18 protein-coding genes, 1 tRNA gene, 3 pseudogenes and 1 riboswitch are annotated in these 24511 nt (G+C 65.9%); of the genes and pseudogenes, 15 read left to right on the forward strand and 7 right to left on the reverse strand.

The annotated features are described in order from the left end of the window. The first annotated feature begins 77 nt into the window (after positions 1 to 77). From gcvP to ACTHNR_RS23685, 6 genes and pseudogenes are all read left to right on the forward strand, one after another. Positions 78 to 3034, forward strand: a pseudogene (gcvP, locus tag ACTHNR_RS23660) (aminomethyl-transferring glycine dehydrogenase). Positions 3035 to 3140: 106 nt separating this feature from the next. Further along, positions 3141 to 4280, forward strand: a complete 1140-nt coding sequence (locus tag ACTHNR_RS23665) for an alginate lyase family protein (RefSeq protein ID WP_440550744.1) — start codon at positions 3141 to 3143, stop codon at positions 4278 to 4280. Positions 4281 to 4434: 154 nt separating this feature from the next. After that, a complete protein-coding gene (locus tag ACTHNR_RS23670; RefSeq protein WP_440550746.1) occupies positions 4435 to 5823 on the forward strand; it encodes an L-serine ammonia-lyase in 1389 nt (462 codons plus the stop codon). 256 nt (positions 5824 to 6079) lie between these two features. After that, positions 6080 to 7795, forward strand: a complete 1716-nt coding sequence (locus tag ACTHNR_RS23675; protein ID WP_440550748.1) for a thiamine pyrophosphate-binding protein — start codon at positions 6080 to 6082, stop codon at positions 7793 to 7795. Between the two features lie 124 nt (positions 7796 to 7919). Continuing rightward, positions 7920 to 8375, forward strand: a complete 456-nt coding sequence (locus ACTHNR_RS23680; RefSeq protein WP_440550750.1) for a hypothetical protein — start codon at positions 7920 to 7922, stop codon at positions 8373 to 8375. 1183 nt (positions 8376 to 9558) lie between these two features. Beyond that, positions 9559 to 11289, forward strand: coding sequence for a tetratricopeptide repeat protein (locus tag ACTHNR_RS23685; RefSeq protein ID WP_440550752.1), 1731 nt, complete (start codon positions 9559 to 9561; stop codon positions 11287 to 11289). A 41-nt stretch (positions 11290 to 11330) separates the two neighbouring features. Here the strand turns inward: ACTHNR_RS23685 and ACTHNR_RS23690 are convergent, their stop codons facing one another. Continuing rightward, the gene (locus ACTHNR_RS23690) at positions 11331 to 11711 is read right to left on the reverse strand and encodes a DUF2784 domain-containing protein (protein WP_440550754.1); all 381 of its coding nucleotides are present in this window, start codon (positions 11709 to 11711) and stop codon (positions 11331 to 11333) included. Positions 11712 to 11948: 237 nt separating this feature from the next. Between ACTHNR_RS23690 and ACTHNR_RS23695 the strand changes: the two genes are divergently transcribed. From ACTHNR_RS23695 to ACTHNR_RS23710, 4 genes are all read left to right on the forward strand, one after another. Next, positions 11949 to 12095 (forward strand): hypothetical protein, encoded by a 147-nt coding sequence (locus ACTHNR_RS23695; RefSeq protein ID WP_440550756.1) that lies wholly within the window; start codon positions 11949 to 11951, stop codon positions 12093 to 12095. Positions 12096 to 12209: 114 nt separating this feature from the next. Then, complete coding sequence (locus ACTHNR_RS23700; protein ID WP_440550758.1) at positions 12210 to 13076, forward strand: DMT family transporter; 867 nt, start codon at positions 12210 to 12212, stop codon at positions 13074 to 13076. 37 nt (positions 13077 to 13113) lie between these two features. Then, entirely contained in the window at positions 13114 to 14193 is a 1080-nt protein-coding gene (locus ACTHNR_RS23705) for a phytoene/squalene synthase family protein (RefSeq protein WP_440550760.1), read from the forward strand. 55 nt (positions 14194 to 14248) lie between these two features. Next, positions 14249 to 14367, forward strand: a riboswitch (ZMP/ZTP riboswitch). Positions 14368 to 14395: 28 nt separating this feature from the next. Continuing rightward, positions 14396 to 15028, forward strand: coding sequence for a LysE family translocator (locus tag ACTHNR_RS23710; protein ID WP_440550761.1), 633 nt, complete (start codon positions 14396 to 14398; stop codon positions 15026 to 15028). 27 nt (positions 15029 to 15055) lie between these two features. Here the strand turns inward: ACTHNR_RS23710 and ACTHNR_RS23715 are convergent, their stop codons facing one another. The 3 genes from ACTHNR_RS23715 to ACTHNR_RS23725 all read right to left on the reverse strand — a co-directional run bounded on the left by ACTHNR_RS23715 (position 15056) and on the right by ACTHNR_RS23725 (position 17820). Next, a complete protein-coding gene (locus ACTHNR_RS23715; RefSeq protein ID WP_440550763.1) occupies positions 15056 to 15790 on the reverse strand; it encodes a DUF899 family protein in 735 nt (244 codons plus the stop codon). A 379-nt stretch (positions 15791 to 16169) separates the two neighbouring features. Next, a complete protein-coding gene (locus ACTHNR_RS23720) occupies positions 16170 to 16571 on the reverse strand; it encodes a hypothetical protein (protein WP_440550765.1) in 402 nt (133 codons plus the stop codon). 169 nt (positions 16572 to 16740) lie between these two features. Continuing rightward, positions 16741 to 17820 (reverse strand): oxidoreductase, encoded by a 1080-nt coding sequence (locus ACTHNR_RS23725; protein ID WP_440550766.1) that lies wholly within the window; start codon positions 17818 to 17820, stop codon positions 16741 to 16743. A 265-nt stretch (positions 17821 to 18085) separates the two neighbouring features. Between ACTHNR_RS23725 and ACTHNR_RS23730 the strand changes: the two genes are divergently transcribed. Continuing rightward, positions 18086 to 20176 carry a UvrD-helicase domain-containing protein gene (locus ACTHNR_RS23730; protein WP_440550768.1) on the forward strand — a complete coding sequence of 697 codons (2091 nt, stop codon included), beginning with the start codon at positions 18086 to 18088 and terminating at the stop codon, positions 20174 to 20176. Positions 20177 to 20250: 74 nt separating this feature from the next. Here ACTHNR_RS23730 and ACTHNR_RS23735 read toward each other — a convergent pair whose 3' ends face one another. After that, entirely contained in the window at positions 20251 to 21144 is an 894-nt protein-coding gene (locus ACTHNR_RS23735; RefSeq protein WP_440550770.1) for a c-type cytochrome, read from the reverse strand. Between the two features lie 392 nt (positions 21145 to 21536). Between ACTHNR_RS23735 and ACTHNR_RS23740 the strand changes: the two genes are divergently transcribed. From ACTHNR_RS23740 to ACTHNR_RS23755, 4 genes and pseudogenes are all read left to right on the forward strand, one after another. After that, positions 21537 to 21612, forward strand: a tRNA-Arg gene (locus tag ACTHNR_RS23740). A gap of 183 nt (positions 21613 to 21795) precedes the next feature. After that, a pseudogene (locus tag ACTHNR_RS23745) lies at positions 21796 to 21918 on the forward strand (BrnA antitoxin family protein); the annotation flags it as partial. Positions 21919 to 22209: 291 nt separating this feature from the next. Further along, entirely contained in the window at positions 22210 to 22551 is a 342-nt protein-coding gene (locus tag ACTHNR_RS23750) for a helix-turn-helix domain-containing protein (RefSeq protein WP_440550772.1), read from the forward strand. Next, positions 22551 to 23924, forward strand: coding sequence for a type II toxin-antitoxin system HipA family toxin (locus ACTHNR_RS23755; protein ID WP_440550774.1), 1374 nt, complete (start codon positions 22551 to 22553; stop codon positions 23922 to 23924). Before ACTHNR_RS23750 ends, ACTHNR_RS23755 begins: the two co-directional genes overlap by 1 nt. Before the next feature lie 71 nt (positions 23925 to 23995). Here the strand turns inward: ACTHNR_RS23755 and vapC are convergent, their stop codons facing one another. Continuing rightward, entirely contained in the window at positions 23996 to 24406 is a 411-nt protein-coding gene (vapC, locus tag ACTHNR_RS23760) for a type II toxin-antitoxin system tRNA(fMet)-specific endonuclease VapC (protein ID WP_440550776.1), read from the reverse strand. Further along, a pseudogene (locus ACTHNR_RS23765) lies at positions 24406 to 24511 on the reverse strand (AbrB/MazE/SpoVT family DNA-binding domain-containing protein); the annotation flags it as partial. The gene vapC and the pseudogene ACTHNR_RS23765, both read right to left, overlap by 1 nt.

Consider the following 24511-nt stretch of genomic DNA (forward strand, 5'->3'; position numbering starts at 1 on the left):
TTGCCGCGCGGCGCGTCTCGTCTCGTCGTTATCGTGATCCATCCAGCCGAACCGCCGCGCACAACCGCTGCCCAATCATGAAGCTCGAACATCCGGACCGTTTGATGAACCGCACCCCTTATTCGCTCGCCGCGCTCGAAGTGCACGACGCCTTCGCCGAGCGGCACATCGGCCCGGATGGCGCGGATCAGAGCGCCATGCTCGAGGCCCTCGGCTTCGCGTCGCGCGCCGCGCTGATCGATGCGGTGATTCCGCGCGCGATCCGCCGCACCGACCCCCTGCCGCTCGGCCCGTTTGCGCAGCCGTGCAGCGAGGCGGAAGCGATCGCTCGGCTGCGCGAGCTGGCGGACAAGAACGAAGTGTTCCGCTCCTACATTGGGCAGGGTTACTACAACACCCATACGCCGGCCGTCATTCTGCGCAATGTGCTGGAGAATCCGGCGTGGTACACGGCCTATACGCCGTATCAACCTGAAATCTCGCAAGGCCGCCTCGAAGCGCTGCTCAACTTCCAGCAGATGATCGGCGATCTGACAGGGCTCGAAATCGCGAACGCGTCGCTGCTCGACGAAGCCACGGCCGCGGCCGAGGCGATGACGCTGCTGCAGCGCGCCGGCAAGGCGAAGTCGAACGTCTTCTACGTGGCCGACGACGTGCTGCCCCAGACGATCGAGGTCGTGCGCACGCGGGCGGAGCCGATCGGCATCGAAGTGAAGGTCGGCCCGGCGCAGGCGGCCGCCTCGGCGAACGCCTTCGGCGTGCTCTTGCAGTACCCGGGCGCGGGCGGCGACGTGTGCGACTACCGCGCGCTGACCGAAGCCGTGCATGCTGCGGGCGGCCATGTCGTCGTCGCGGCCGATCTGCTCGCGCTCACCTTGCTGCAGCCCCCGGGCGAATGGGGCGCCGACGTGGCCGTCGGCACGTCGCAGCGCTTCGGCGTGCCGGTCGGCTTCGGCGGCCCGCACGCGGCCTACATGGCCGTGCGCGATGCGTTCAAGCGGCAAATGCCGGGCCGGCTCGTCGGCGTGACCGTCGACGCGCAAGGCAAGAGCGCGCTGCGTCTCGCGCTGCAAACGCGCGAGCAGCATATTCGCCGCGAAAAGGCGACCTCCAATGTCTGCACGGCGCAGGCGCTGCTCGCGATCATGGCGAGCATGTATGCCGTTTATCACGGCCCCAGCGGCCTGAAGACGATCGCGCGGCGCGTGCATCGCGTGTGCGCGTTGCTGGCCGCCGGCGTGAAGCAACTCGGCTACACGGTCGTCAACGATACGTTCTTCGACACGCTCACGATCGAAACCGGCGCGCGCACGGCCGCCGTGCACGATGCCGCCAAGCGGATGCGTATCAATCTGCGCCGCGTGAGCGATACCCGCGTGGGCGTATCGATCGACGAAACGACCAAGCGCACCGATCTGGCGGACTTGCTGGCGCTCTTCGCGAACGCAGCCGGCGCGATCGACGTGCCGCACGTCGACGTGCTCGATGCCGCGCTCACGCGTGCGGAAAGCGAAGGCCACGGCGGCGAATCGGCCGCGTTGCCCGCGACGCTCGTGCGCACGAGCGCCTACCTCACGCACCACGTTTTCAACCGTCACCATTCGGAGACGGAGATGCTGCGCTATCTGCGCGGCCTGGCCGACAAGGACTTGGCGCTCGACCGCTCGATGATTCCGCTCGGCTCGTGCACGATGAAGCTGAACGCGACTTCGGAGATGCTGCCCGTCACGTGGCCGGAGTTTTCCCAGATTCACCCGTTCGCCCCGGCGGAGCAGACGGTCGGCTATCGAGAAATGATCGACCAGCTCGAACAGATGCTCGTCGCGGCCACGGGCTATGCGGCCGTCTCGCTGCAGCCGAACGCCGGCTCGCAGGGCGAATATGCCGGTCTGCTCATCATTCACGCCTATCACGCCTCGCGCGGCGAGGGCCATCGCGACGTTTGCCTCATTCCCGCTTCGGCGCACGGCACGAACCCCGCCTCGGCGCACATGGCGGGCATGAAGGTCGTCGTGGTCGCGTGCGACGATCAGGGCAACGTCGACATCGACGACTTGCGCGCCAAGGCGACGGAACACGCCGCGAATCTGGCGGCGATCATGATCACCTACCCGTCGACGCACGGCGTGTTCGAACAGAACGTGCGCGAGATCTGCGAGATCGTGCATGCGCACGGCGGTCAGGTGTACGTCGACGGTGCGAACATGAACGCGATGGTCGGGCTGACCGCGCCGGGCAATTCGGCGGCGATGTCTCGCACTTGAACCTGCACAAGACGTTCTGCATTCCCCACGGCGGCGGCGGCCCGGGCGTCGGTCCGGTTGCGGTCGGCGCTCACTTGGCGCAATTCCTGCCGAATCAGATTTCGTCGGGCTACCGGCGCGCCGAAAACGGCATCGGCGCCGTGTCGGCCGCCCCGTACGGGTCCGCTTCCATCCTGCCGATCTCGTGGATGTACATCGCGATGATGGGCGCGAAGAACCTGACGGCGGCGACCGAGGTCGCGATCCTCAACGCGAACTACGTGGCCAAGCGCCTCGCGCCGCACTACCCGGTGCTCTACGCCGGCCCCGGCGGCCTCGTCGCGCACGAGTGCATTCTTGACCTGCGCCCGATCAAGGACGCGAGCGGGATCAGCGTGGACGACGTCGCCAAGCGGCTGGCCGACTACGGCTTCCACGCGCCGACGATGAGCTTCCCGGTGCCGGGCACGCTGATGGTCGAGCCGACCGAATCGGAGTCGAAAGAGGAGCTCGACCGGTTCATCGACGCCATGATCGCGATCCGCGAAGAGATCCGGGCCGTGGAAGAGGGCCGGGCCGATCGCGAGGACAATCCGCTCAAGCACGCGCCGCACACGGCGGCCGTCGTGACGGCGAACGAGTGGCCGCACGCCTACTCGCGCGAGGCGGCAGCCTATCCGCTGCCTTCGCTCGTGACGCGCAAGTACTGGCCGCCGGTTGGGCGGGCGGACAACGCTTATGGCGATCGCAACCTGTTCTGTTCGTGCGTGCCCGTGGCGGACTACGCGTAACGGCAAAGGCGAAAGCCGAACGTCCGAAGGCGACGATCGGCGCATCGTTCGTCGCAAATACCGGCTACCATCTCAAACCGCGATCAAGTCAACGAAGGAGCGACGGATGGGGCGAGAGGTGGTGCCGGCGACGACAGTGCGCGTGCGGGTTGCCGATGCAATGAAACGACCCGGCGCGTCGTTCGCGGCCTGGCTGTTTGCCTGTGCGGGCGTCGTCGCGCCGCTGGGCTCGGCGCATGCGGCGATGAACTTCTGCGCCGCGCCGGCCATGCAGACGAGCGAGCGCACGAGCGCCGCGCCCATCGCGCAGGGGCTCGTCAAGCGCGTGGCCGCGCGGCTGAACGATCAGCCCAAGGCGCTCGCGCGGCTGCATACGGAAGGCACGTTGCCGCATGAGGGCATCTACGATCAGAGCGTCGAGGCGCAACAAGATCTCGAACTCATGCGCGACGCGGCGCTGGTATGGCGTGCGACGGGCGACGAACGTTACCTGCGGCTCGTCGACCGCTTTCTGCTGGCGTGGACCACGACTTACCAGCCTAGCTTCAATCCGATCGACGAGACGCATTTCGATTCGCTGATTCTCGCTTACGACATGACCGCGAGCGCGCTGCCGGTGAAGACGCGCAACGCGGCGACGGCGTTCATCGCCAAGCTCGCGAACGGCTATGTGCAGCGCGTCGACGCGCAGCCGCGGCCGCTATCGGGCACGTACCGCAACAATTGGGAGAGCCATCGCGTGAAGCTCGTCGCGATGGCGGCGTTCACGCTCGACGACCGCAAGCTCATCAACGCGGCGCAGCGCCTGTTCATCGAGCAGATCGGCGAAAACGTCGCGGCCGACGGCGCGACGGTCGACTTCGCCGAGCGCGATGCCCTTCACTACGTGACGTACGACTTGGAGCCGCTCGTCGTCGCGGCGCTGGCGGCCCGGCGTCACAACCGCAATTGGCTCGGGGAGCGCGCGCAAAACGGCGCGTCGCTCCAACTGGCGCTCGATTGGCTCGTGCCGTACGCGCTCGGGGAAAAAACGCACGAGGAATTCGTGCATTCGAGCGTCGCGTTCGATGCGAAGCGGCGCGAAGCGGGCCTGCCGGGCTATTCGGGGCCGTGGGATCCGAAAAATTCGGCGCAATTGTTTCACCTCGTCGCGCGGCTGTCGGGCCGTTATGCGAGCGTCGCGCTGCGCCTGTCGCCGATGCCGCCCGCGTGGCTGGCTGTGTGCTTGCCGCTGCCGGCGAGATAACGAAGCTTGCGCGCCTCGCGCAATGCCGGCCGAACGTTGCGCCGCATGACGGCGATGGCGATATCTGCCGCTGCGGCAAGGCGCGAACAATTTAACCTCCGAGGCGTGCGCTCGCCGTTTGCGTGCTTCGCCTCGATCCGCTTTTGGAGCAGCAATGGCAGTCAGCGTCTTTGATTTGTTCAAGATCGGCATCGGTCCGTCGAGCTCGCACACGGTCGGGCCCATGCGCGCGGCCCTGCTGTTCGTGCAAGGGCTCGAGCGCGATGCGTTGCTGGAGCAGACGGCGTCGGTCAAGGTCGAGCTCTACGGCTCGCTAGGCGCAACGGGCAAGGGGCACGGCACCGATCGCGGCGTGATGCTCGGTTTGATGGGGGACGCGCCGGACACCGTCGATCCCTCGACGATCGCCGCGCGGCTCGGCGCCGTGAAGGCGTCGCGGCGCCTCGCGCTTGGCGGCCGGCACGAGATCGAATTTTCGCCGAAGGAGGGAATTGCCTTCTATCGGCAAGCGTTGCCCGAGCATCCGAACGGCATGAAGCTGCGCGCGGCCGACGCGGCCGGTGCGATTCTGCGCGAGGCGACGTATCTGTCGGTCGGCGGCGGTTTCGTCGTGACGGCCGGCGCGCCGAATACGAAGGTGCTGCAGGCCGCCGACGAACGCGCTTATCCGTTCAGCACCGGCAACGAACTGCTCGCGCTCTGCGCCTCGACGGGCAAGTCGATCGCCCAGCTCATGTGGGACAACGAGCGCGTTTGGCGCTCGGAAGAGGAAACGCGCGCCGGTGTATTGAAGATCTGGGATGCGATGCAGTCGTGCGTCGCGCGCGGCTGCGGCATCGGCAATCCCGACGCCGACGGTACGTTGCCGGGGCCGTTTCAGGTCAAACGCCGCGCGCCGCAGCTTTACCGCGCACTCTCGGGCAATCCGGAACAAGCGTTGCGCGATCCGCTGTCGATGGTCGATTGGATCAACCTGTACGCGATCGCCGTCAACGAGGAGAACGCGGCGGGCGGCCGCGTGGTGACGGCCCCGACCAACGGCGCCGCGGGCATCGTTCCCGCCGTGCTGCATTACTACACGCGCTTCGTGCCGGGCGCGAACGAGCAGGGCGTCATCGATTTCCTCATGACGGCCGCTGCTATCGGCATGCTCTACAAGCTCAACGCATCGATCTCGGGCGCCGAGGTGGGCTGCCAAGGCGAGGTTGGGGTGGCGTGCTCGATGGCCGCCGGCGCGTTGGCGGCGGTGCTCGGCGGCACGCCCAAGCAAGTCGAGAACGCGGCCGAGATCGGCATGGAACACAACCTTGGGCTGACGTGCGATCCGGTGGGCGGCATGGTGCAGATCCCGTGCATCGAGCGCAACGCCATGGCCTCGGTCAAGGCCGTCAACGCGGCGCGCATGGCTTTGCGCGGCGACGGCAGCCACTACGTGTCGCTCGATTCGGTCATCAAGACGATGCGCGAAACGGGCGCCGATATGAAGACGAAATACAAGGAGACGTCGCGCGGCGGGCTGGCGGTGAATATCGTCGAGTGCTGATAGACGGAGCGATGACGCTCGACCACGATAGGTCGGTGCGCAACGCTTGATGGTCAAAAACTGCTGGATCCGACTCTGCGGGGGCGCTGTTCAGCCGCCCTCTCGTTTTCCCTTTCCTCTCGACGCAGTGGCAGTGCGCACGACGCAGGCGTAAGCTGTCGACGCCGTCTCTCGCTTCGCTGTTGGGTCGTTCCTTTTGCGAACGACTTGGTGCCTTATTCGAACAACATCGCAGACAGTCAGGAGGTTGCCGCAGATGTCGAATGCCGCCGATAACGCCAACGTGACCGGAGCGCGTCTGCTCGTGGATGCGCTCATCACGCACGGAGTCGATCGTGTTTTCAGCGTGCCGGGCGAGAGTTTTCTCGCCGTGCTCGATGCGCTTCACGACGAAACCGAGCGCATTCGAACCTTCGTCTGCCGCCATGAAGCGGGCGCGGCCAACATGGCCGAGGCGACGGGCAAGCTGACGGGGCGGCCGGGCGTCGCAATCGTCACGCGCGGGCCCGGTGCGACGCACGCGTCGATCGGCGTGCACACGGCGTTTCAGGATTCGACGCCGATGATTCTGCTCATCGGTCAATGCGCACGCGACCACCTCGACCGTGAAGCATTCCAAGAGATCGACTATCGGCGCATGTTCGGCCAAATGGCGAAGTGGGTCGCGCAGATCGACGACGCGCGGCGTATTCCCGAATACATGAGCCATGCGTTCCACACCGCCTGCGCGGGGCGGCCGGGGCCCGTCGTGCTCGCGCTGCCCGAGGACATGCTTTCCGATCCGTGCCCTCGCGTGCCCGGCGCGCCGGCGTTCAAGCGTGTCGCGGCCTCGCCCTCGGCCGCGCAAGTCGAAGAACTGCGCGCGAGGCTGCAGCATGCGCGCAGGCCGATGATCATCGCGGGCGGCAGCGGGTGGAACGAGCAAGCGTGCGGCGATCTGCGCAAGTTCGTCGAGACCTGGCAATTGCCGATCGGCTGCGCCTTTCGCTACCAGGATACGATCGACAACGATCATCCGAATTACGCGGGCGATGTCGGCCTCGGTATCAATCCGGCGCTTGCCGCGCGCATCCGCGAATCGGATCTGCTGCTCGTCATCGGCCCGCGCCTGGGTGAAGCGACGACGGGCGGCTACACGCTGCTCGACATTCCGAAGACGCGGCAAACGCTCGTGCACGTGCACCAGGGCGCGGAAGAACTCGGCCGCGTATACGCTGCGGACCTGCCGATCGTCTCGGGCATGCCCGAGATAGCGGCCGCGCTGGCGGCGCTCGAGCCACGTGAGCCACGCGAGCCGCTCGCATGGGCGGGCGAAGCCGACGAGGCTCACCGCGCGTACCTCGAATGGCGTGCGCCGCGGCCGATGCTCGGCGACGTGCAGCTCGGCGAGATCATGGTGCAATTGCGCGAACGGTTGCCGAGCGATGCAATCGTCACGAACGGCGCCGGCAACTACGCCATCTGGCTGCATCGGCATTTCGCGTACCGGCAATGGCGAACGCAAGTCGCGCCGACGAGCGGCTCGATGGGCTACGGCGTGCCGGCCGCGATTGCGGCGAAGGCGCTTTACCCGGCGCGCACCGTCGTTGCGCTTGCCGGCGACGGCTGCTTCATGATGGCGTCGCAGGAACTCGCCACGGCGATGCAGTACGGCTTGAACGTCATCTTCATCGTCGTCAACAACGCGCATTTCGGCACGATTCGCATGCATCAGGAGCGTCACTACCCTGGGCGCACGCACGGCACCGGGCTCACGAATCCCGATTTCGCCGCGTTCGCGCGTTCGTTCGGCGCGCACGGCGAAACCGTCGAGCGCACGGCGGAGTTCTTGCCGGCGTTCGATCGCTGCGTCGCGAGCGGACGGCCCGCGCTCATCGAAATACGCGTGCCGCAGGAGGTCAGCACGCCTTCCGCCACGCTCGGCGATATCCGCGAGCAAGGCCGACGGGCGAAAGCCGGCACGGCGCGATAGCTGGTGCATGGCGGATCGGCCCGTCACCAGGTCAGCGGGTCGGCCGGTCAGCCGGTCGGCAGATCGGCGCGGCCAACCGGCTTTGGGCCACGTCGGTCAATGCCCGCGATAGAGCGAGCGTTGATTGTCGGACAAATCGATTGGAGGCGGAGGCTTCGGCAACGGTGGCGAGAAAGCGGGCGGCCATAGCGCGGAAAAGAAGCGCGGCAGCGTGAAGGCGGTAGGCGACGGGCGCGGCGCGGCATCGGATCTTTGCCTGCGCGGCTGGCCGTTCGACGCCACGCGCCGCCCGGCATGGCTGCTGCCGCGGTTTGGGCTGGCCGACTGGGCGTTCGACGACGGCGGCCTACGTTTGATGACGGTGGACGCGCCGCGGTACAAGGATGAGACGGGCGGTTTCGCGCTCTGCGGCGCCGCGGGGGCGGCCGGTGCGGCGCGCTCGACCGGCGCGCTTGGGGGCGGCAGGGCTTCGCGTGGCGCGACGGAGCCCGGTTCCGCCGCGCTCGGGCCGGAGCACGCGCTGCCTCCTCCCGCCGATTCGCACGGGGGCGTGGCTGCGTGTTCGCGCGATTCGGCCTGAGTCGAGGGGCGGGGCGGTGTTGCTTCGATGCCGTTCGGCGGCGAGGGCGCGGGTACGACCGACGCCGATGGCGTGTCCGACTGGCTCGGAACAAGGTCGGCGGGTGCGGCACGCAGCAAAGGTAGATGTGCGGCGTCAGGCGCGATCGCGGGCGGGGCGGCATTGCGCTGCGCCGCCGCATCGGCCGCAGCCGACTTTGCGTCATCTTCGGTTTGATGGAGGGCCGCAGGCGGTGATGGCGCCGGCCGCGCGAGCGGCGCCGAGCCGGGCGGCGATGTGCGCGTGACCGCCGATCTCCCGGCGACGGCCGCGGCTTCCTGCGCATGACTCGCTTGCGTTGGCGCCGCTCGCGTCGATGGACGTTGCTCGGGCATCGGCGCGCGGAGCGCTGGCGTCGCGCTCGTCTCGGACGTGCGCCCCATTTGCTTAGTGGGCGCCGTCTGTTGCGCCGGCACGGGACGTGGACGCTCCTTTGCGCGGTGTTCAAGCGCCGGAGGGACATGCACGCGATCGGCGTCCGCCGCCGCTTCGGCATACGCATTGGCGATTTGCGCCTTTAACGATGCGACGAGTGCGCTCGTCGAAGGGAGCGGCGCGTCAGGCTGCGCGAAGGCGTCGCTCGCGCCCGTGGGCTTCTCGCGCGTGTGGGGCGTGTTCGGTCGGCTCCAAGCGCTGTCGTCGAATTCCGCGATGGCCATATAGATCCCGAAAGCGCCGACCACCACGAAGAGCACGACGCCCGCCCCGAAGCTTAGGCCCCATCGGCGCGCGCCGTTCGGGTCGGCCGGGGTCCAATGTCGCGGCAGTACGTTGCCGAGGCCGCGTTTCGTCGCGGCGCCGCTCGCCGCCTTGTCGTTCGCCGCGGGCGCGGGCGCAAACGGGATCGAACGCGCTCGCCCGCATTGAGCGCAGGTTGCCGAGCCGGCCGGCCAGAAGGCGCCGCAGGCCGAGCAACGCGGGCGAGTCGCGAGATGAAGGGGGGCTTGCCTACGCATGGTGTCGAATCGATGGCGCCATTTCGCCCGACAGGGGCGCGCTAATGAGCCTATGCTGGGCACTATGTGGCGCGGCTTGCACCCCGGCAACGGACGACGGCGCATGGATGTGCGCTTGCCAACATACGGCCGCGCCCGAGCCGTTCTTCATATATCGATCGACGGCTTTCCGCCACGAGAAGACGAGCATGACGATTCGGCGCGCGCATCGATGGCTGACGGGCCTGGCGATGGCGCAGGCTCTCACGGCGACGGCCGCGGACACCGCGGGCGCGCCGCAGGCGGCGTGCGTGCCCGCGTTTTCCGTGACGGACGTCGAACACGGGTTTCGCTTCGATCGGGACTGCGGGCTGCCCGCCGGCCAACTGACGCGATTGACCGCCGAGGTCGACCGCGCCGCGCGACGCGTGCAATTGCCGGGCAGCCAGCGTGTCGCGTTGGCGAAAACAGCCAACGTCATGTTTCAAGCGGCGCCCGCTCAGGCGTTCGAGCGGGTGGGCGCGCTCGTCGTCGTGTTGGCGTCCCAAGGTGGCGGGAGGGCCGAGCTCGATTTCACCGCCCTGGCGCGCAGCTGGAGTGCTCGCTACGCGCTGCTGCGCCACCGGACACGCGTAGCGTGGACCGACGATCCGCTCGAGGCGCAGATCGATGCCGCGATCGCGGCGTTCGATCTCGATGCGGCGGCCGCGCTGTTGATCGAAGCGTTTTCCGAACCCGGCGCGCCCGACGCCTTGACCGCCGCGCGCTGTTTTACAGCGGGCGTCGTCGAGTGGTTGCGCCTCTCGCCGAAGCGCGCGTTGACCTTCTTGCAAATCGCCCACGCGCTGCAGCCGAACGATGTCGACATCGCCGAGTTTTACAGCGATCTGCTCGAGGAAGCGCATCAACTGGAACAAGCTCAGCCGATCGTCGAGGCACTCGCACTGCGCTACCAGGTCCTTGCGCAGGACAAGCCCGAACGGTGGCAGCCGCGCCTCGCGCGCGCGCTGGCGCGGATGGGGCGTCTCTATGCGGTCCTCGCGTTGCCGCAGGATGCCGAGATGGCCGATTTGCATGCGCTCGGCGTGTATTGGGGGCTGGCGCGCGAGCAACCGGCCCGCTACGGGCCGGCCGTCGCGCAGGTGCTCGAGACGCTTGCCGCCCTTTATCGCGACGCCGAGCGGCCAAGCGATGCCATCGACGCCTATCGCGAAGTGCTCAAGCTCGAGCGGGCGCTGGCGCAGCACGATGCGAACGCCTATTCGGCCGATCTGGCGAGGACGTTGAACGACCTCGGCGTGCTCTATGCGTCGGCGCATCGGCGCGACGAGGCCCGGAACGCGTACGCGGAAGCGCTCGATCTTCAGCGCGCGCTCGTGCGAGAGAATGCGCTCGCGCATCGGGGGGCGTTGGCGCGAACGCTGAACAATTTGGGCAACCTGTACAGCGACGGCGGGCAATTTGCCGATGCCGAACAGGCATACGGCGAAGCGCTGGCGATCCGCAGGCTGCTCGCGCGAGAAAGTCCGAGGCACGACGCTCCCGACATGGCCCGCACGCTGACGAACCTGGGCGTGCTCTATCGCAAGGAGGGCAGGCCCTCGCAGGCCGAGCATGCCTACCGCGAGGCGTTGCGCACGCTGCAAGTGCTGCAGCGCGGCGCACCCGGCACGTTGCGCGCCGACGAAGCGCGCACGCTGAACAATCTCGGTGTGCTGCTGAGCAAGACGCGCCGGCGAGACGAGGCGCAGGATGCGTTTCGGCGCGCGGTCGCGCTGTACGGGGCGCTCGATAAGAAAGACCCGGCTTCCTACCGCGCCGACTATGTGCGGGTGCTGGGCAATCTCGCGAAGCTGTACGCCGAAATGGGCAAGGTGCGCGAGGCGCGGGCCGTGCAAGAGGCGGCGGGAAAGCTGAAGGATGCGGTGCAAGCGCAGTAGCCGCCCGGCTGTCGTGCGGGTGAGTGCGGCGTCCGTTGCGCCTATCGCCGCGCTTTCTGCGCAGGGGGCACGTATCGCCACGTCAGCAGTACGACGAGCGCGAAAAGAACGTAGGCAAGCGTGAAGACCCACATCGGCAAGTCGTAATAGAGCAGCCTGCCGACCCATTGTTGGATGAACCCTTGCGGCCCGATGCTCCCGGTGCGCAGCCAGTCTTCCAGCACGGTCAGCGGACAAGGAACGTCGAGCGCCGCGAGCAGGGCGACGATGGCGGCCGCGAGCAAATGCGCGAATCGGAAGCTGCGTTCGCGCACCCATGGCCATCCGAGCGCTGCCCCGAGCCAGATCGCCGCGAACCCGCCGACGATGAACGACACGAAAAGGGCATGCACGATGAGAACGACATCGGCCACGACGGTCATGGGATGTAGCGATCTATGTTCGGTGAACGCCTAGCGGCGAACGGACGAGGGCGCCGGTCAGTATGGCACTGTCTTCCCGTGCGAGTGCGCACCGGTAGATGACAGTTGCGCAAATAATGCGTCGCGAGTAGTCTTTCGTACGACCGATCGAGTTGAACGCGTCATGCGATCGGCGCCAACCTTTCACCTGCGATTTCGATGACGATCTCCATGCGCCCCCGCGGCTTCGTAACCTGCATGCCCGACGTTCCCGTCGGCGTGGGGTGCGCGCCGCATCGCGAATCGCATCGAGCCATCGTCGTGCACGTGCAAGCCGGCTCGCCTCCCCCGCCGAGGCTGGTTGCCGTCGTCGGCATCGCCGCGCCCCCGGCGGCGCGCGCCTAACAGCCGACTTTTCCCCCGCTTTCGCCGGCGCAATCGCGCCTTGCTCCGCGTGATCGAACGCGGGCGGCGTGCGCCTGCGCGGGTCCTTGCACATTGGCACAGGTGATTGTTCAAATGAATTCCATTCGAGCCGCGATGGCGGCTTACGGCACGACCACGCTTTTTATCTTGCTGTGGAGCAGCGGCGCGATCTTCGCCGAACTCGGCGTCGAGCATGCGTCGGCCTTCGCGTTTTTGTTGTTGCGATTCGCGCTGGCTTCGGCGGTGCTCGCCGTGTTCGGTCTCGGCCGCGGCCGCTGGCTGCCCATGCGCGGTACGCGCGTGCGCGTCGCCGTAACTGGCGCACTGCTCACGGGCGGCTATTCGATCTGCTACTTCTTGGCGCTTGCGCGCGGCCTGACGCCGGGCTTGCTCGCGACGATTCTCGGCGCGCAGCCCATTCTGACAATGCTCGCGACACAGCGACGCCATTCGCCGCGTCGTCTCGCTGGGCTCGGGGTCGCATTGGCGGGCCTTGCGCTCGTCGTGCATCCGAGCGGCGGCGCGGCCACGTCTGCCTCGGCCAGCGGCGCGGCGTTCGCGTTGGGGTCGCTCGGCTGCATCACCGCGGGTGCAATCCTGCAAAAGCGCATCGCGCAGGCTCCGATCGACGTGCTGCCCTTGCAAAACGCCGTCAGCCTCGTACTGTGCGCGGCGATTGCACCGTCGATGCCGCTGACGTTGCACCTCGACGCGACACTCCTAGTCGCCGTGCTCTGGCTCGGGCTCGTCATTTCCGTGCTGGCCCAGTTGCTCTTTTATCGCTTGGTGCAGCGCGGCGATCTCGTCAACGTCACGAGTTTGTTCTATCTCGTGCCGATCGTGACCGCGCTGATGGACTACGCGTTTCTCGGCAATCGGCTGCACGCGGCGGAACTGCTCGGCATGGCGGCTATCCTGATCGGGCTGGCGCTCGTGCTCCGCGCGGATCCGACCGCCTAGCCGGGGGCCGGCTCGTCGCGCTGGTAGTATTCGCACCATGTCGAATACCGCCAAAGCCGACCTGCTCGGCCCTCTCCTCAAAAGCGTCTCGCGCTCGTTTTATCTGACACTGCGCGTGCTGCCGGCGCGGATGCGCGATCCCGTCGGCCTCGCCTACCTGTTGGCTCGCGCGGCCGATACGATCGCCGACACCTCGCTAATCGAACCCGCCCGCCGCTTGGCGCTGTTGCTCGCGCTGCGCGCGGCGGTCGGCGGCGATCGAAGCGAGGGAACCCGGGCCGCGATCGGCCGGGTGGCGGATGAAGTCGCGGGCCGGCAGGCGCTTGCGGACGAGAAACGCCTGCTCGAATCGCTCAGTGCGGCGCTGGCTTTGATCGACGAACTCGATGCATCCGATCGCGCTGCCGTGCGAGACATCGTCACGACCCTGACGACGGGCATGGAGTTCGATTTGCGGACGTTTCCCGCGGAGGATTCGGGACGGATCGCCGCGCTGCGCGACGCGTCGGAACTCGATCGCTACACGTATCTCGTCGCCGGCTGTGTCGGCGAGTTCTGGACGAAGATGACGTGCGCCCATGTGCCCGGCACGATCGACGAACCGCACGGAGCGGTGATTGCGCGCGGCGTTCGCTTCGGCAAGGCCCTGCAGTTGACGAACATCCTACGAGATTGCGCGAAGGACTTACGCATCGGGCGCTGCTATCTGCCCCTGCCTTTGCTCGAGCGCCACGGCCTCACGCCGGCATCGCTGCTCGCCGCGGATGCTTCCGCTCGGGCGCGCCCTGTCCTCGTCGAACTGCTGGCGACGGCGCTCGATCATTACCGCGCGGCGGCCGACTATACGTTTGCGATTCCGCGGTTGTCGATCCGTCTGCGTCTGGCCTGCCTGTGGCCGATCCTCATCGGGCTCGAAACGCTGCGGCTGCTCGCGAACAACGACGCCTGGCTCGATCCCACGAAAATATCGAAGATCGGGCGCAACGACGTCTACCGCCTCGTGGCCGGATCGACGGCCGTCGTCTGCTTCGACAGCGTACTGCGCCGCTGGATCGAACGGCTCATCGGCGAGGTCGAAGCGGGCCTTGGCGCCGCGGCGGCAGCGGCCGTTGCGTGAATTCGCGTCATTGCGCGCACTCGCCGACGCATTCTGGCAAAGCATGGAATAATCGTTTCGTCCGCGCGACTGGCGCCATGAGATGGAAATCACCATCGGGAAGCGCGGGACGGAGCCGAGCGTAAGTGCGCTCGCTTCCGTTGGAAAGATTCGCCGCGCGCCTGGGCATGTAAGGCCATCCATCATCGATCGAGGAGATGCAATGCCCACGTCCAGTTCGCTGCTCGCTTTTGGTCTCGTCGCGCTCGGCATCGCGCTGACGCCCGGCCCCAACATGATCTATCTCGTCTCGCGCTCGCTGTGCCAAGGCCGAGCGGCGGGCATGATCTCGCTCGGGGGCGTCGCGCTCGGGTTCGTCTTTTACATGGTCAGCACGGCGTGCGGGATTACCGCGTTGCTGATGGCCGTGCCGTTCGCCTATGACGTCCTGCGGCTCGGCGGCGCGCTGTATCTGGCCTATCTTGCCTGGCAGGCGTTGAAGCCTGGCGGCCGCTCGCCGTTCGAAGTGCGCGAGCTTTCACCCGACAGCCCGCGCAAGCTGTTCGTCATGGGGCTCGTGACGAATCTGCTGAACCCGAAAATCGCGGTGCTTTATCTGTCGCTGTTGCCGCAGTTCATCGATCCGCACCGCGGCAGCGTGCTTGCGCAGTCGCTGACGCTCGGCAGCTTGCAGATCGCGGCCAGCCTGGCCGTCAATACGGTTGTGGCGATGATGGCCGGCTCGATCGCCGCGTTCCTTGCCACCCGCCCGAGCTGGGTGAAGGTGCAGCGCTGGCTGATGGGTACGGTGCTCGCCGGCCTGGCCGTGCGGATGGCGACGCAAGCGCGGCGCTGATCGCACGCGGCTTCGACGCCGCCCGCCTCAGCGCGCGGGCGTGCCGTAGTCGAGCTTCGGGTACCAATCGACGCCGCGGCCCCGCGGCGTCTTGTCTAGGATCGTCCAGATCGGCATGAGATCGGGCGCGCCGCGCGGGTCTTGACCCGGGTCGGCCGTCTCGAACCCCATCTCTTCGGCCCAAAAGTGCCGCACGATGCCGTTTTCTCGCACGAAGACGTTGAGCGCCGGGTTGTCGCCCGAATCGGGCTGCTCGCCCGCGTAGTCGCGGTTGAAGGTGTTGCCTCCCGACGAGACGATCGGCAGGTAGCGCCAGCCTCGCTCACGCTTGAACGCAAGCAGCCGGTCGATCGGCGCGCGCCCGATCACGGCGAACGCCGTGCGCTGGAGGATGTCGGGCATCTCGCCGTCGAGGGCGCTCAGCAGGGAGGTGCACATCGGGCAAGGACGCTCGCGCTGGGGCCCGAACATCCAGTTGTAGGTGACGAGCGTGTCATGGTCGCCGAACAACTGCGACAGCGTGATCGCCCCGCGCTCGTCTTCGAAACGATAGTCTTCCGGCACCTGGCCGCCGAGCGGCAAGGCTCGTCGCTGCGCGGCCACTCGCTCGATATGGCGGCGCAACTCGATTTCCTGCTCGAGCAACGCATTGCGCGCCTGGCGATAGGCTTCGCTTTCGCCGGGGAAGCGTCGCGGCAGCCGCGCCAAATCGGCCGCTGGCCGAAGTGGTTCGGCTAATTCGGGTGCTTTTGCGTCAGTCATGGATCCATTCCTCCGTTCGATGAGAAATAGGCGGGCGTCGCACGAGCGGTCCCGTGCCTAGTCGGCGCCGGCCTCATTGGAACGACGAATGAGCAAACGAGGAATCGACACGCGTTATCGCCGCGATCTAACGACGATCGGCCGAACGGGGATGGTGCGATAGCAATGATGCCTGCTGGAACGATGCGCTAGCATGAATAGCGATCGGTGATGACGCCGATTTCGGCCGGTTCGACGAGACCGTCGTCGCACGCAACGTGGAAGACTTCGCGGGCACGGGAGCCCGCGTGTTGAATCCGTTCGAATAACACGAACAAAGCGCGGCTTGCCTGCCAGCATCGCCGCGTTTTGTTCGGGGCGCGTCGCCGCAGCCGAAGCGTCAGTTGCCGATCGCTCTCGCTGCGCCGTCGAGTTCCTGATTGAGGATGCGCTGCTCGCCAGGCGACAGCCCGCCGTCGTGCTGGGCCGCCATGTCGCTCATTTCTTGGCGAATTACGTCCAACCGATGATGGTACGCACTGCCCGTTGGCGGCGGGTAATAGCCTTGGCTGACTCGCTCGTCGATACGGCGGTTCAAATTGTCGATGCGCTCGTCCACCTGCCCGAATCGAGCCATCTCGGCCTCGTGCGGGTTGGGCCGCACGACCGGCGGTGCGGGCGTGACGACGGGAGGGGGCGGCGGAGGCGGCGGTACATGCCGGCGCGGGGGCCGCGGCGCGACGCATGCCGCCAAAGCGGAAATCAGCGCGCAGCAAACGAGTGCGCGAATGGGGCGGTGCATCCCAGTCTCCTTGGACTTCTGCATGGGTTCGTACGTGTGGGCGATCGTTCTCGCCACGTCACATCAAACGTCCGGCGGGCCGCGTTCGATGACAAGTGTCGAGACGAATCGATGAAGATTCCTTCTCCGCTTGGTCTTGGCCGTGGCCGGTAGCCGATCGCAAGCAGCATTACGCAGGCACGCGCGCGAACGGCAACCGTCTGCCCTCGCGTGCGCTTTCGTTCGCGAGTTCGATGATGGCCATGACGTCGATGGCGTCCTGCGGTGTGACGGGAAATGCCGTGCCTCGCAGGATCGCTTCCGCGACGGCGCGGTAGAACTCGACATACGCGCCGTCGCGCGTCGGCCAGACCCGTTCGACTTCGCGTTCGCCCTGTAGTGCACGTAGCGTGCCTGCCGCATTGCCCGCGCCAAAGCCCGGTTGGCCGGGCCGCAGTCCCGCCTTGAGCTGCTCTTCCTGTGTATCGAGTCCCATTTTGACGTAACTGCCGCGCGTGCCGTGAACGGTAAAGCGCGGCGGCTCGATGGCCGACAGCGCACTCGCGTGAAGGACCACTTCCTTGTCGGGATAGCCGAGCAGCAGGTGAACGTAATCGGGCGCGCTTGCCTCGTCGCGGTGCTGCTTGACCGTTGCGTAGACCGATTCCGGCGCGCCGAACAGCGCCAGCGTCTGATCGATCAAGTGCGGGCCGAGGTCGAACAGCAGGCCGCCGCCGCGCGAGGCCTCCTCGCGCCAGCGCTGGCGCACCTGAGGCCGAAAGCGGTCGAAGTGCGATTCGAAATGGACGACGCGCCCGAGCTCGCCGCTCTCGATCAACGCGCGCAACGTCATGAAATCGCCGTCCCAGCGGCGGTTATGGAACGGTGCAAATAGGACGCCGTGCTCGCGAGCAAGCCGCGCCAGCGTGCGTGCCTCTTCGGCGGTCAGCGTGACCGGCTTGTCGACGACGACGTGCTTGCCCGCCGCGAGCACTTTCGCGGCGAGCGGGTAGTGGGTGTCGTTCGGCGTCGCGATGACCACGCATTGAACGTCGTCCGATGCGATCAGCGCGTCGATGTCGGCGACGATCCGCGCGTGCGGGCAATCCGCGCGCGCGCGCTCCGGCTGGCTCGTGGCGATGGCCGTGATGCGGGCGTACGGCGTATCCGGGGCATCGGCAGGCGCCCCGCAGTGATCGATGACGGGCGCATGAAACGTCGCGCCCGCGTACCCGTAGCCCATCAAACCGATTTTCAACGTCGAAGCCATGCGTGCTTTCCTCTGTCTTGCGACACGTGGACGAGGCGCGCACCGGCATCGCCTTCAAAGGCGGGCTCGGGCGCGCGGCAAAACAATCGAACATTGTGTCATGCCTCGCCATGGGGCGGAACCGCTCCCATCGACGCGCCGGGCCGAGCCTCGCATCCGTGTTAACATCGCCCACTTGCCTCCCACGGCCATGCGCGCCGCCGTCGCCGCAGCATCGATGCGACCGGGCGCGGGCCGCCAACCTCGTTACACCCACCCACAGACGATGTCCGCAGGATTGAACCCCGCGCAGAGCGAAGCGGTGCGCTACCTCGACGGCCCGTGCCTTGTGCTCGCCGGCGCAGGCAGCGGCAAGACGCGCGTGATCACGCAAAAAATCGCTCACCTGATCGAGAACAAGGGCTTCGAGCCGCGCCATATCGCGGCCGTTACCTTCACGAACAAGGCGGCTGCCGAAATGCGCGAGCGCGTGGGCAAGCTGCTCGAAGGCAAGACGCTGACGACGCCCGGGAAAGAGGGTCGGAAGGTGCCCGTCAATCAGTTGACGGTTTGCACCTTTCACTCGCTGGGCGTGCAGATTTTGCGGCAGGAGGCCGAGCATCTCGGTCTGAAGCCGCAGTTCTCGATCATGGATGCCGACGATTGCTTCGGCATGATCCAAGAGCAAGTCGGCTCGACCGATAAAGGGTTCATCCGCAAGATCCAATCGATCATCTCGCTGTGGAAGAACGGGCTCATCGATCCGCAGATGGCCGCGGCCAGCGCGACGAACGAGGACGAGCACCAAGCGGCGATCGTCTTTCGCAACTACGTCGCGACGCTGCATGCCTATCAGGCGGTGGATTTCGACGATCTGATCCGCCTGCCGGCCGAGCTGTTCGCGCAGAACGAAGCTGTGCGCGACCGCTGGCAAAACAAGCTGCGCTACCTGCTGATCGACGAGTATCAGGACACTAATGCGTGCCAGTACGAGCTGTTGAAATTGCTCGCGGGCCCGCGCGCGGCGTTCACGGCCGTGGGCGACGACGACCAGGCGATCTACGGCTGGCGCGGCGCCACGCTGGAAAACCTGGCCCAGCTCGGCAAGGATTTTCCGAAGCTGCACGTGATCAAGCTCGAGCAGAACTACCGCTCGACCGTGCGGATTCTGACGGCGGCCAACAACGTGATCGCGAACAATCCCAAGCTGTTCGAGAAGAAGCTGTGGTCCGAGCACGGCATGGGCGATACGATCACCGTCACGGGCTGCAACGACGAAGAGCACGAGGCCGAATCGGTCGTGTTCCGTTTATCGGCGCACAAATTCGAGCGGCGCGCGCAGTTTCGCGACTACGCGATCCTTTATCGCGGCAACTTCCAGGCGCGCATCTTCGAGCAGGTGCTGCGGCGCGAGCGCATTCCGTACGTGCTCTCGGGCGGCCAATCGTTCTTCGACAAAGCCGAGATCAAGGATATCTGCGCCTATCTGCGGCTCATCGCCAACGCCGACGACGATCCCGCGTTCATCCGCGCGATCACGACGCCGCGGCGCGGCATCGGCAACACCACGCTCGAAGCGCTCGGCTCGTTCGCGGGGCAGGCGAAGGTGTCGCTGTTCGAGGCCGTTTATATGGGCGGCATCGAGGCGCGCTTGTCGGCGCGGCAAGTCGAGCCGCTGCGCGTGTTCTGCGATTTCATGCAGCGCATTGCCGATCGCGCGACGAAGGACCCGGCTAGCACGCTGATCGACGACCTCATGGAGGCCATCCATTACGAGGCGTATCTCTACGACACGTTCGACGAGCGCCAAGCGCAATCGCGCTGGCAAAACGTGCTCGAGTTTCTCGAATGGCTCAAGCGCAAGGGGACCAAGCCCGAGCCGGAGCAAGCCGAGGACGGCGAAGCGAGCGGCTACGACAACGCCGACGGGTTGGCTGACACAGGCAAGAACCTGCTCGGCTTGATCCAAACGGTTGCGCTGATGTCGATGCTCGAGGGCAAGGAGGAGGATCCGGACGCCGTGCGGCTCTCGACCGTGCATGCGTCGAAGGGCTTGGAGTATCCGCACGTGTTCCTGGTGGGCGTGGAAGAGGGGATCATGCCGCACCGTGGCAGCGCCGACGACGAGCCGATCGACGACGCGCGAATCGAAGAAGAACGTCGTTTGATGTATGTGGCGATCACGCGCGCGCAGCGCAGCCTGCATCTGAACTGGTGCAAGAAGCGCAAGCGGGCGCGCGAGACCGTGGTGTGCGAGCCTTCTCGCTTCATTCCCGAAATGGGGCTGGACGAAGCGCCGCCGCCGACGCCCGAGGAAGCGCCGATGACGCCGAAAGACCGGCTGGCGAGTTTGAAGGCGCTGCTGCAGAAGCCTTGAAGAGCGCGGCGTGGCCGCCGCGCGTTGCGTCGGCGTCGGGCCCCGAGCGGTAGGCTGGGGCCCAGGCGTGCGCTTTATTTCGCGGCGTTGACCATGTAATCGACGGCGGCTTTCACGTCGTCGTCGGAGGCGCTCGATCCGCCCTTCGGCGGCATCTGGCCCTTGCCATGGAGCGCGTAGTTGTAGATCGTGTCCATCGGATCCTTGAGCCGCGGCGCCCAATCGGCCTTGTTGCCGAACTTCGGCGCGCCGAGCACGCCGGCGGCGTGGCAGGCCTGACAGACTTGCGTGTAGAGCGCTTTGCCGGCTTGCTCCTTGTCGGCGCTCGCCGCGGCGGGTGCAGGGGCCGGGGCGCTCGGCAACGCGGCGATGGCGGCGGCCGCCTGATCGTTCACGGCGCCCGTGCTGGCGCTGGCGCTTTGCGCGGCCGATGCCGCCGCGGCGTTTTGCGTCGCGGCGCCTGCGGCCGGCGCGGCCGGCTCGGGGAAGTTCGCGCCGGAATGGTCGGCCATATAGACGACGGCGCGAGCGATTTCATAGTCGCTGTAGTCGTCAGGGCTCGTACCGCCGCGCGCGGGCATGGCGTTCTTGCCGTTCAACGCGTTGTGCAGCAGCGCGTCGTAGCCTTGGGCGATGCGCGGCGCCCAATCGGCGTTGTTGCCGAACTTGGGTGCGCCGGTCGCGCCGGGCGTGTGGCAGGTGGTGCAAACGGCCTTGAAGACTTCCTCGCCGGTCTTGAAGACGTGCGGGGCGTTGGCGTCGCGCACGGTGACTTGAGCGATGGGGGCGATACGGCTGGCGACCGTGGCGTCGGCTAACCCGTCGGTGCCGGCCCCGGTGCGGATCGACTGATTGACGTAGAACGCCAGCAGAATAATGACGACGATCGGAACCGCAAAAGATGCGACGACCGCGGCGATCAACTGGCCTGGCGTTTTGATCGGGGCTCCGTGTGGTGCTTCGCTCATGCTTGTCTCGTCTCCCGGGAGTTTTGTTGGTGAGCGGTACAGCGCGACGGCAACAGCTTTGGACTACCTGAAACGGCTAAGTCGGCAACGACTTAATTAATTCGATCAAACACGGTCGATTATAGACGCAACGTTTTGGCGTGGGCGAGCGGGGCACGCAGGGTGCGGGGGGCGCGTTTACCCGGCTTTGGTGTGATTTTTGGGGTGGGCGGGCTCGCGGGGAGGGTGGTTGGGCTCGGAATGCGCTTGGAATGGGGCGCGGCTACTCGGCGCGGGGCCGGGCGGGTCAAGGTTCAGCAGGCCAGGCGCGGTGGACGGGCCTGCCGAAACCGGGTATCCTCTCGGTCTTGCTTGGCGCCGCGCATTCGCGCTTTCCACGCCAGCATGCCTTAGCGCCCGTAGCTCAATGGATAGAGTACTGCCCTCCGAAGGCAGGGGTTGCTGGTTCGATCCCAGCCGGGCGCGCCATATCTAGCAAGGCTTTCAGCCGCTCCCGTCCGTTATCGTTTCCGCACTCAGCTTAAAAGCCGCTACCAGCGGGGGCGCAGACCGCCACCGTCGCACGAGACGCACGATTCCACTTTAAGGTTTTCCACAAGCGGAATGTGCTCGGTTTGCACATGCTTTTCAGTCGCTGTAGTTTGCGGTGTCACGGCGACGACAATTCGACTCGATGACGGAGTGCTCCAAGCCGTTGGAGCGACGGGACTGGGATGGCGGACGCGCATCAACGCCGCGCTGAAAGACCGGTTCGATACACACAAGCTCGCCTAGGATGCCGCACCGCATTTCCCGTCGCGGACGGATTCACCGAGCAGCGTTTCCCCCGGCCCTCAACCCGCGAACTGGGCACTCGTTCGAAGCCCTGCACAGCGTTTCTCGTCAAGTTCAACTCCGGAGATCGGGCGTGTCCGGCCGTCGCGACGGATTGAGTGTCTCGAAAATGTCCGTAATCGAGTACATTATCGCCTTAATGTCTGTGATTGCGGACTTGATCTTGTGGCGGTATCTGCTATATTGTCTGCAATCACGGACACAAAGCGCATAGCGGCTGAAATCACGGACATGAAGCGCGACGAAACCCCTTTGCTGTCACCCGCGAGGATGACCGAAGCGCGCGAGCTCGGCGAAAAGCTCGCTCGGCTGCGCAAGGCGCGACGCCTGCGCCAGTCCGACGCTGCCGCGCGCGCCGGACTGGCGCGCTCAACGGCTGCGCTCATCGAAAAAGGCGATCTTAGTCGTACGCAGGCGCAAATTCTGCGTTATCTGGAGGCCATTGCGCCTGGCGTCACGCTCCTGAGCTTACTGCAAGAGTCCGACCCTTCCCTGGCGGCGCTGAGGGCTCGCGAACTCACCCAGCGCGTGCGACCGCTAAGCAAGGCTGAACTCGACGAGCTGGATTTCTAATGGCGACCAAAGACTTCAAGCTTGCTGTTTTTGCTTGGTTGCCTACCCGCGGATTTTCCCCTGCGGGACTTCTGACGCTTTCAGAAACAGTCGGCGCCAATGAGCAGAATCGAGAGCTAACTTCAGGCTTCGCCTATGGCTTGGGTTACCTAGCGCGCGCCGAGTCGATCGAGGTAGACCCGGTCAGTTTGGGCTTGGCAGACCGGGATGCAATCAGAGGCCGGGCGCTCTTTCCGGTGAACGGGCTGGGCGAGTTCGGCGGCATTCGAGATGCGGCTCCGGATGCGTGGGGCCGCCGTGTTATCGAGGCTAGTCGCAAGGTCCCGGCCAACTCGCTGCCCGAAGCAGAATACTTGCTAGCCGCAGGAGGCGACCGAGTTGGAGCATTGGATGTCAGGAGGGACATCAATACCCCTGATTCGCCTTCAGCCAGCGACCTGCAGTCGCTCGAATACGTATTGCAGGCCGCTGAAGCCGTGGAAAGCGGGATGCCCGTGCCGGCGAACTTGGAGCCATTCCTCGGGGCGGGTCCGTCCGCCGGCGGCGCGCGTCCGAAAGCGTCGGTGCGTGATGAACACGGCGCCCTATGGTTGGCGAAATTCCCCGCCAAGGGCGATGCGTTCGATGTCGCTCGAGTGGAGACGTGCACGCTGGAACTGGCCCGCCGCTGTGGCCTGACTGTTCCCGAAGTGCGCTACATCATGGTTGGGCAAAAGCCTGTGATGCTTATCCGCCGCTTCGACCGGTACTGGTCGCCGCCGGGTCTGCTTCCCGATGCAAGCATTGCCTTGCATGACAGTCGGCCGGCGGAGGGCTTGGTCGAAGGCCGGCTTCCACTGATCAGCGGCTTGACGCTCGTCGCGTGCTCTGAATTCGAGTCGCGCACCAAGGGCTATCACGATCTGGCTGCAGCCATCCGCAAGTACATTCACACCGATTTCATCGCAGCCAATCGTGAAGAGCTGTTTGCTCGCATGGTGTTCAACATCTTCGTCAGCAACGACGATGACCACCTGCGAAACCACGCCTTCGTGCGAGACCCCCGCTCAGGCGGTTGGACGTTGAGCCCTCTGTACGACGTGGTACCGCGGCCGGGAGTCGCCTATGAGCGCCAACTCCACCTGGAAGTCGGGGCGCAGGGCAAGCTTGCTACCCTGGATAACGCGCTGAGTTACTTCCCTGCGTTCGTCTCGGAGCGCACGCGTGCCATGGACATCATCCGGCGCGTATGGAGCGAGCTGCGGGAGTGGCGGACATGCTTTGAAGCATGTGGCGCCGACGGTCATCTGCTGACCAAACTGGAAGGCGCTTTCCGGAAGTTGGAGGACATCGCGCAGCCTGACCTGGCTAAGGAAATCCGGAAGGGGGCTTGAGGAGTGGCGTCCTCGCATCCCAGCCGGGCGCGCCAAAAAATCCTGCTGTGAGTTTCCATCCGCCAACGCGATTACCGGGCACTGCCTACCCAGTCCTCAAGCCGTAGGCCGGGCACTCGTTCAAACTCACGGACGTTATTTGTTACCAGGATCATGCCCTGTGATCGGGCATGTCCAGCGATCATCTGGTCATAGGGGCCGATCGGCTTGCCGATCTTTTGCAATTCGGCTCTAAGTTGACCGCTATGCGCGGCAGCCTCGTGGTTGTACGCCAACACGTCGAGCCGCGCCGCAAATCCTTCGACGACAGCCAGATTCGTTTCCGGCGATGCCGACTTTTCTGCTCCGTAGATCAGTTCCATCAAGGTCACGGTGCTGATACAGAGCTGGCCGTGGTGGCGATTGAACGCGTCGCGAACTTCGTGAGGCTTGTTCTTGATCGTGAAGATGCAGATATTCGTATCGAGCATGTACTTGAGCATCAAAACCCCTCACGCTCCTGATCGCCGGGCTGGTCACGCATGGACATGAAGTCCGGGCTCACCTCTTCGCCATCAAACCAGCTATCCCATGACTCTCCAACGGGG

The sequence above is a fragment of the Trinickia sp. genome (assembly GCF_051954495.1).
Lineage (GTDB): Bacteria > Pseudomonadota > Gammaproteobacteria > Burkholderiales > Burkholderiaceae > Trinickia.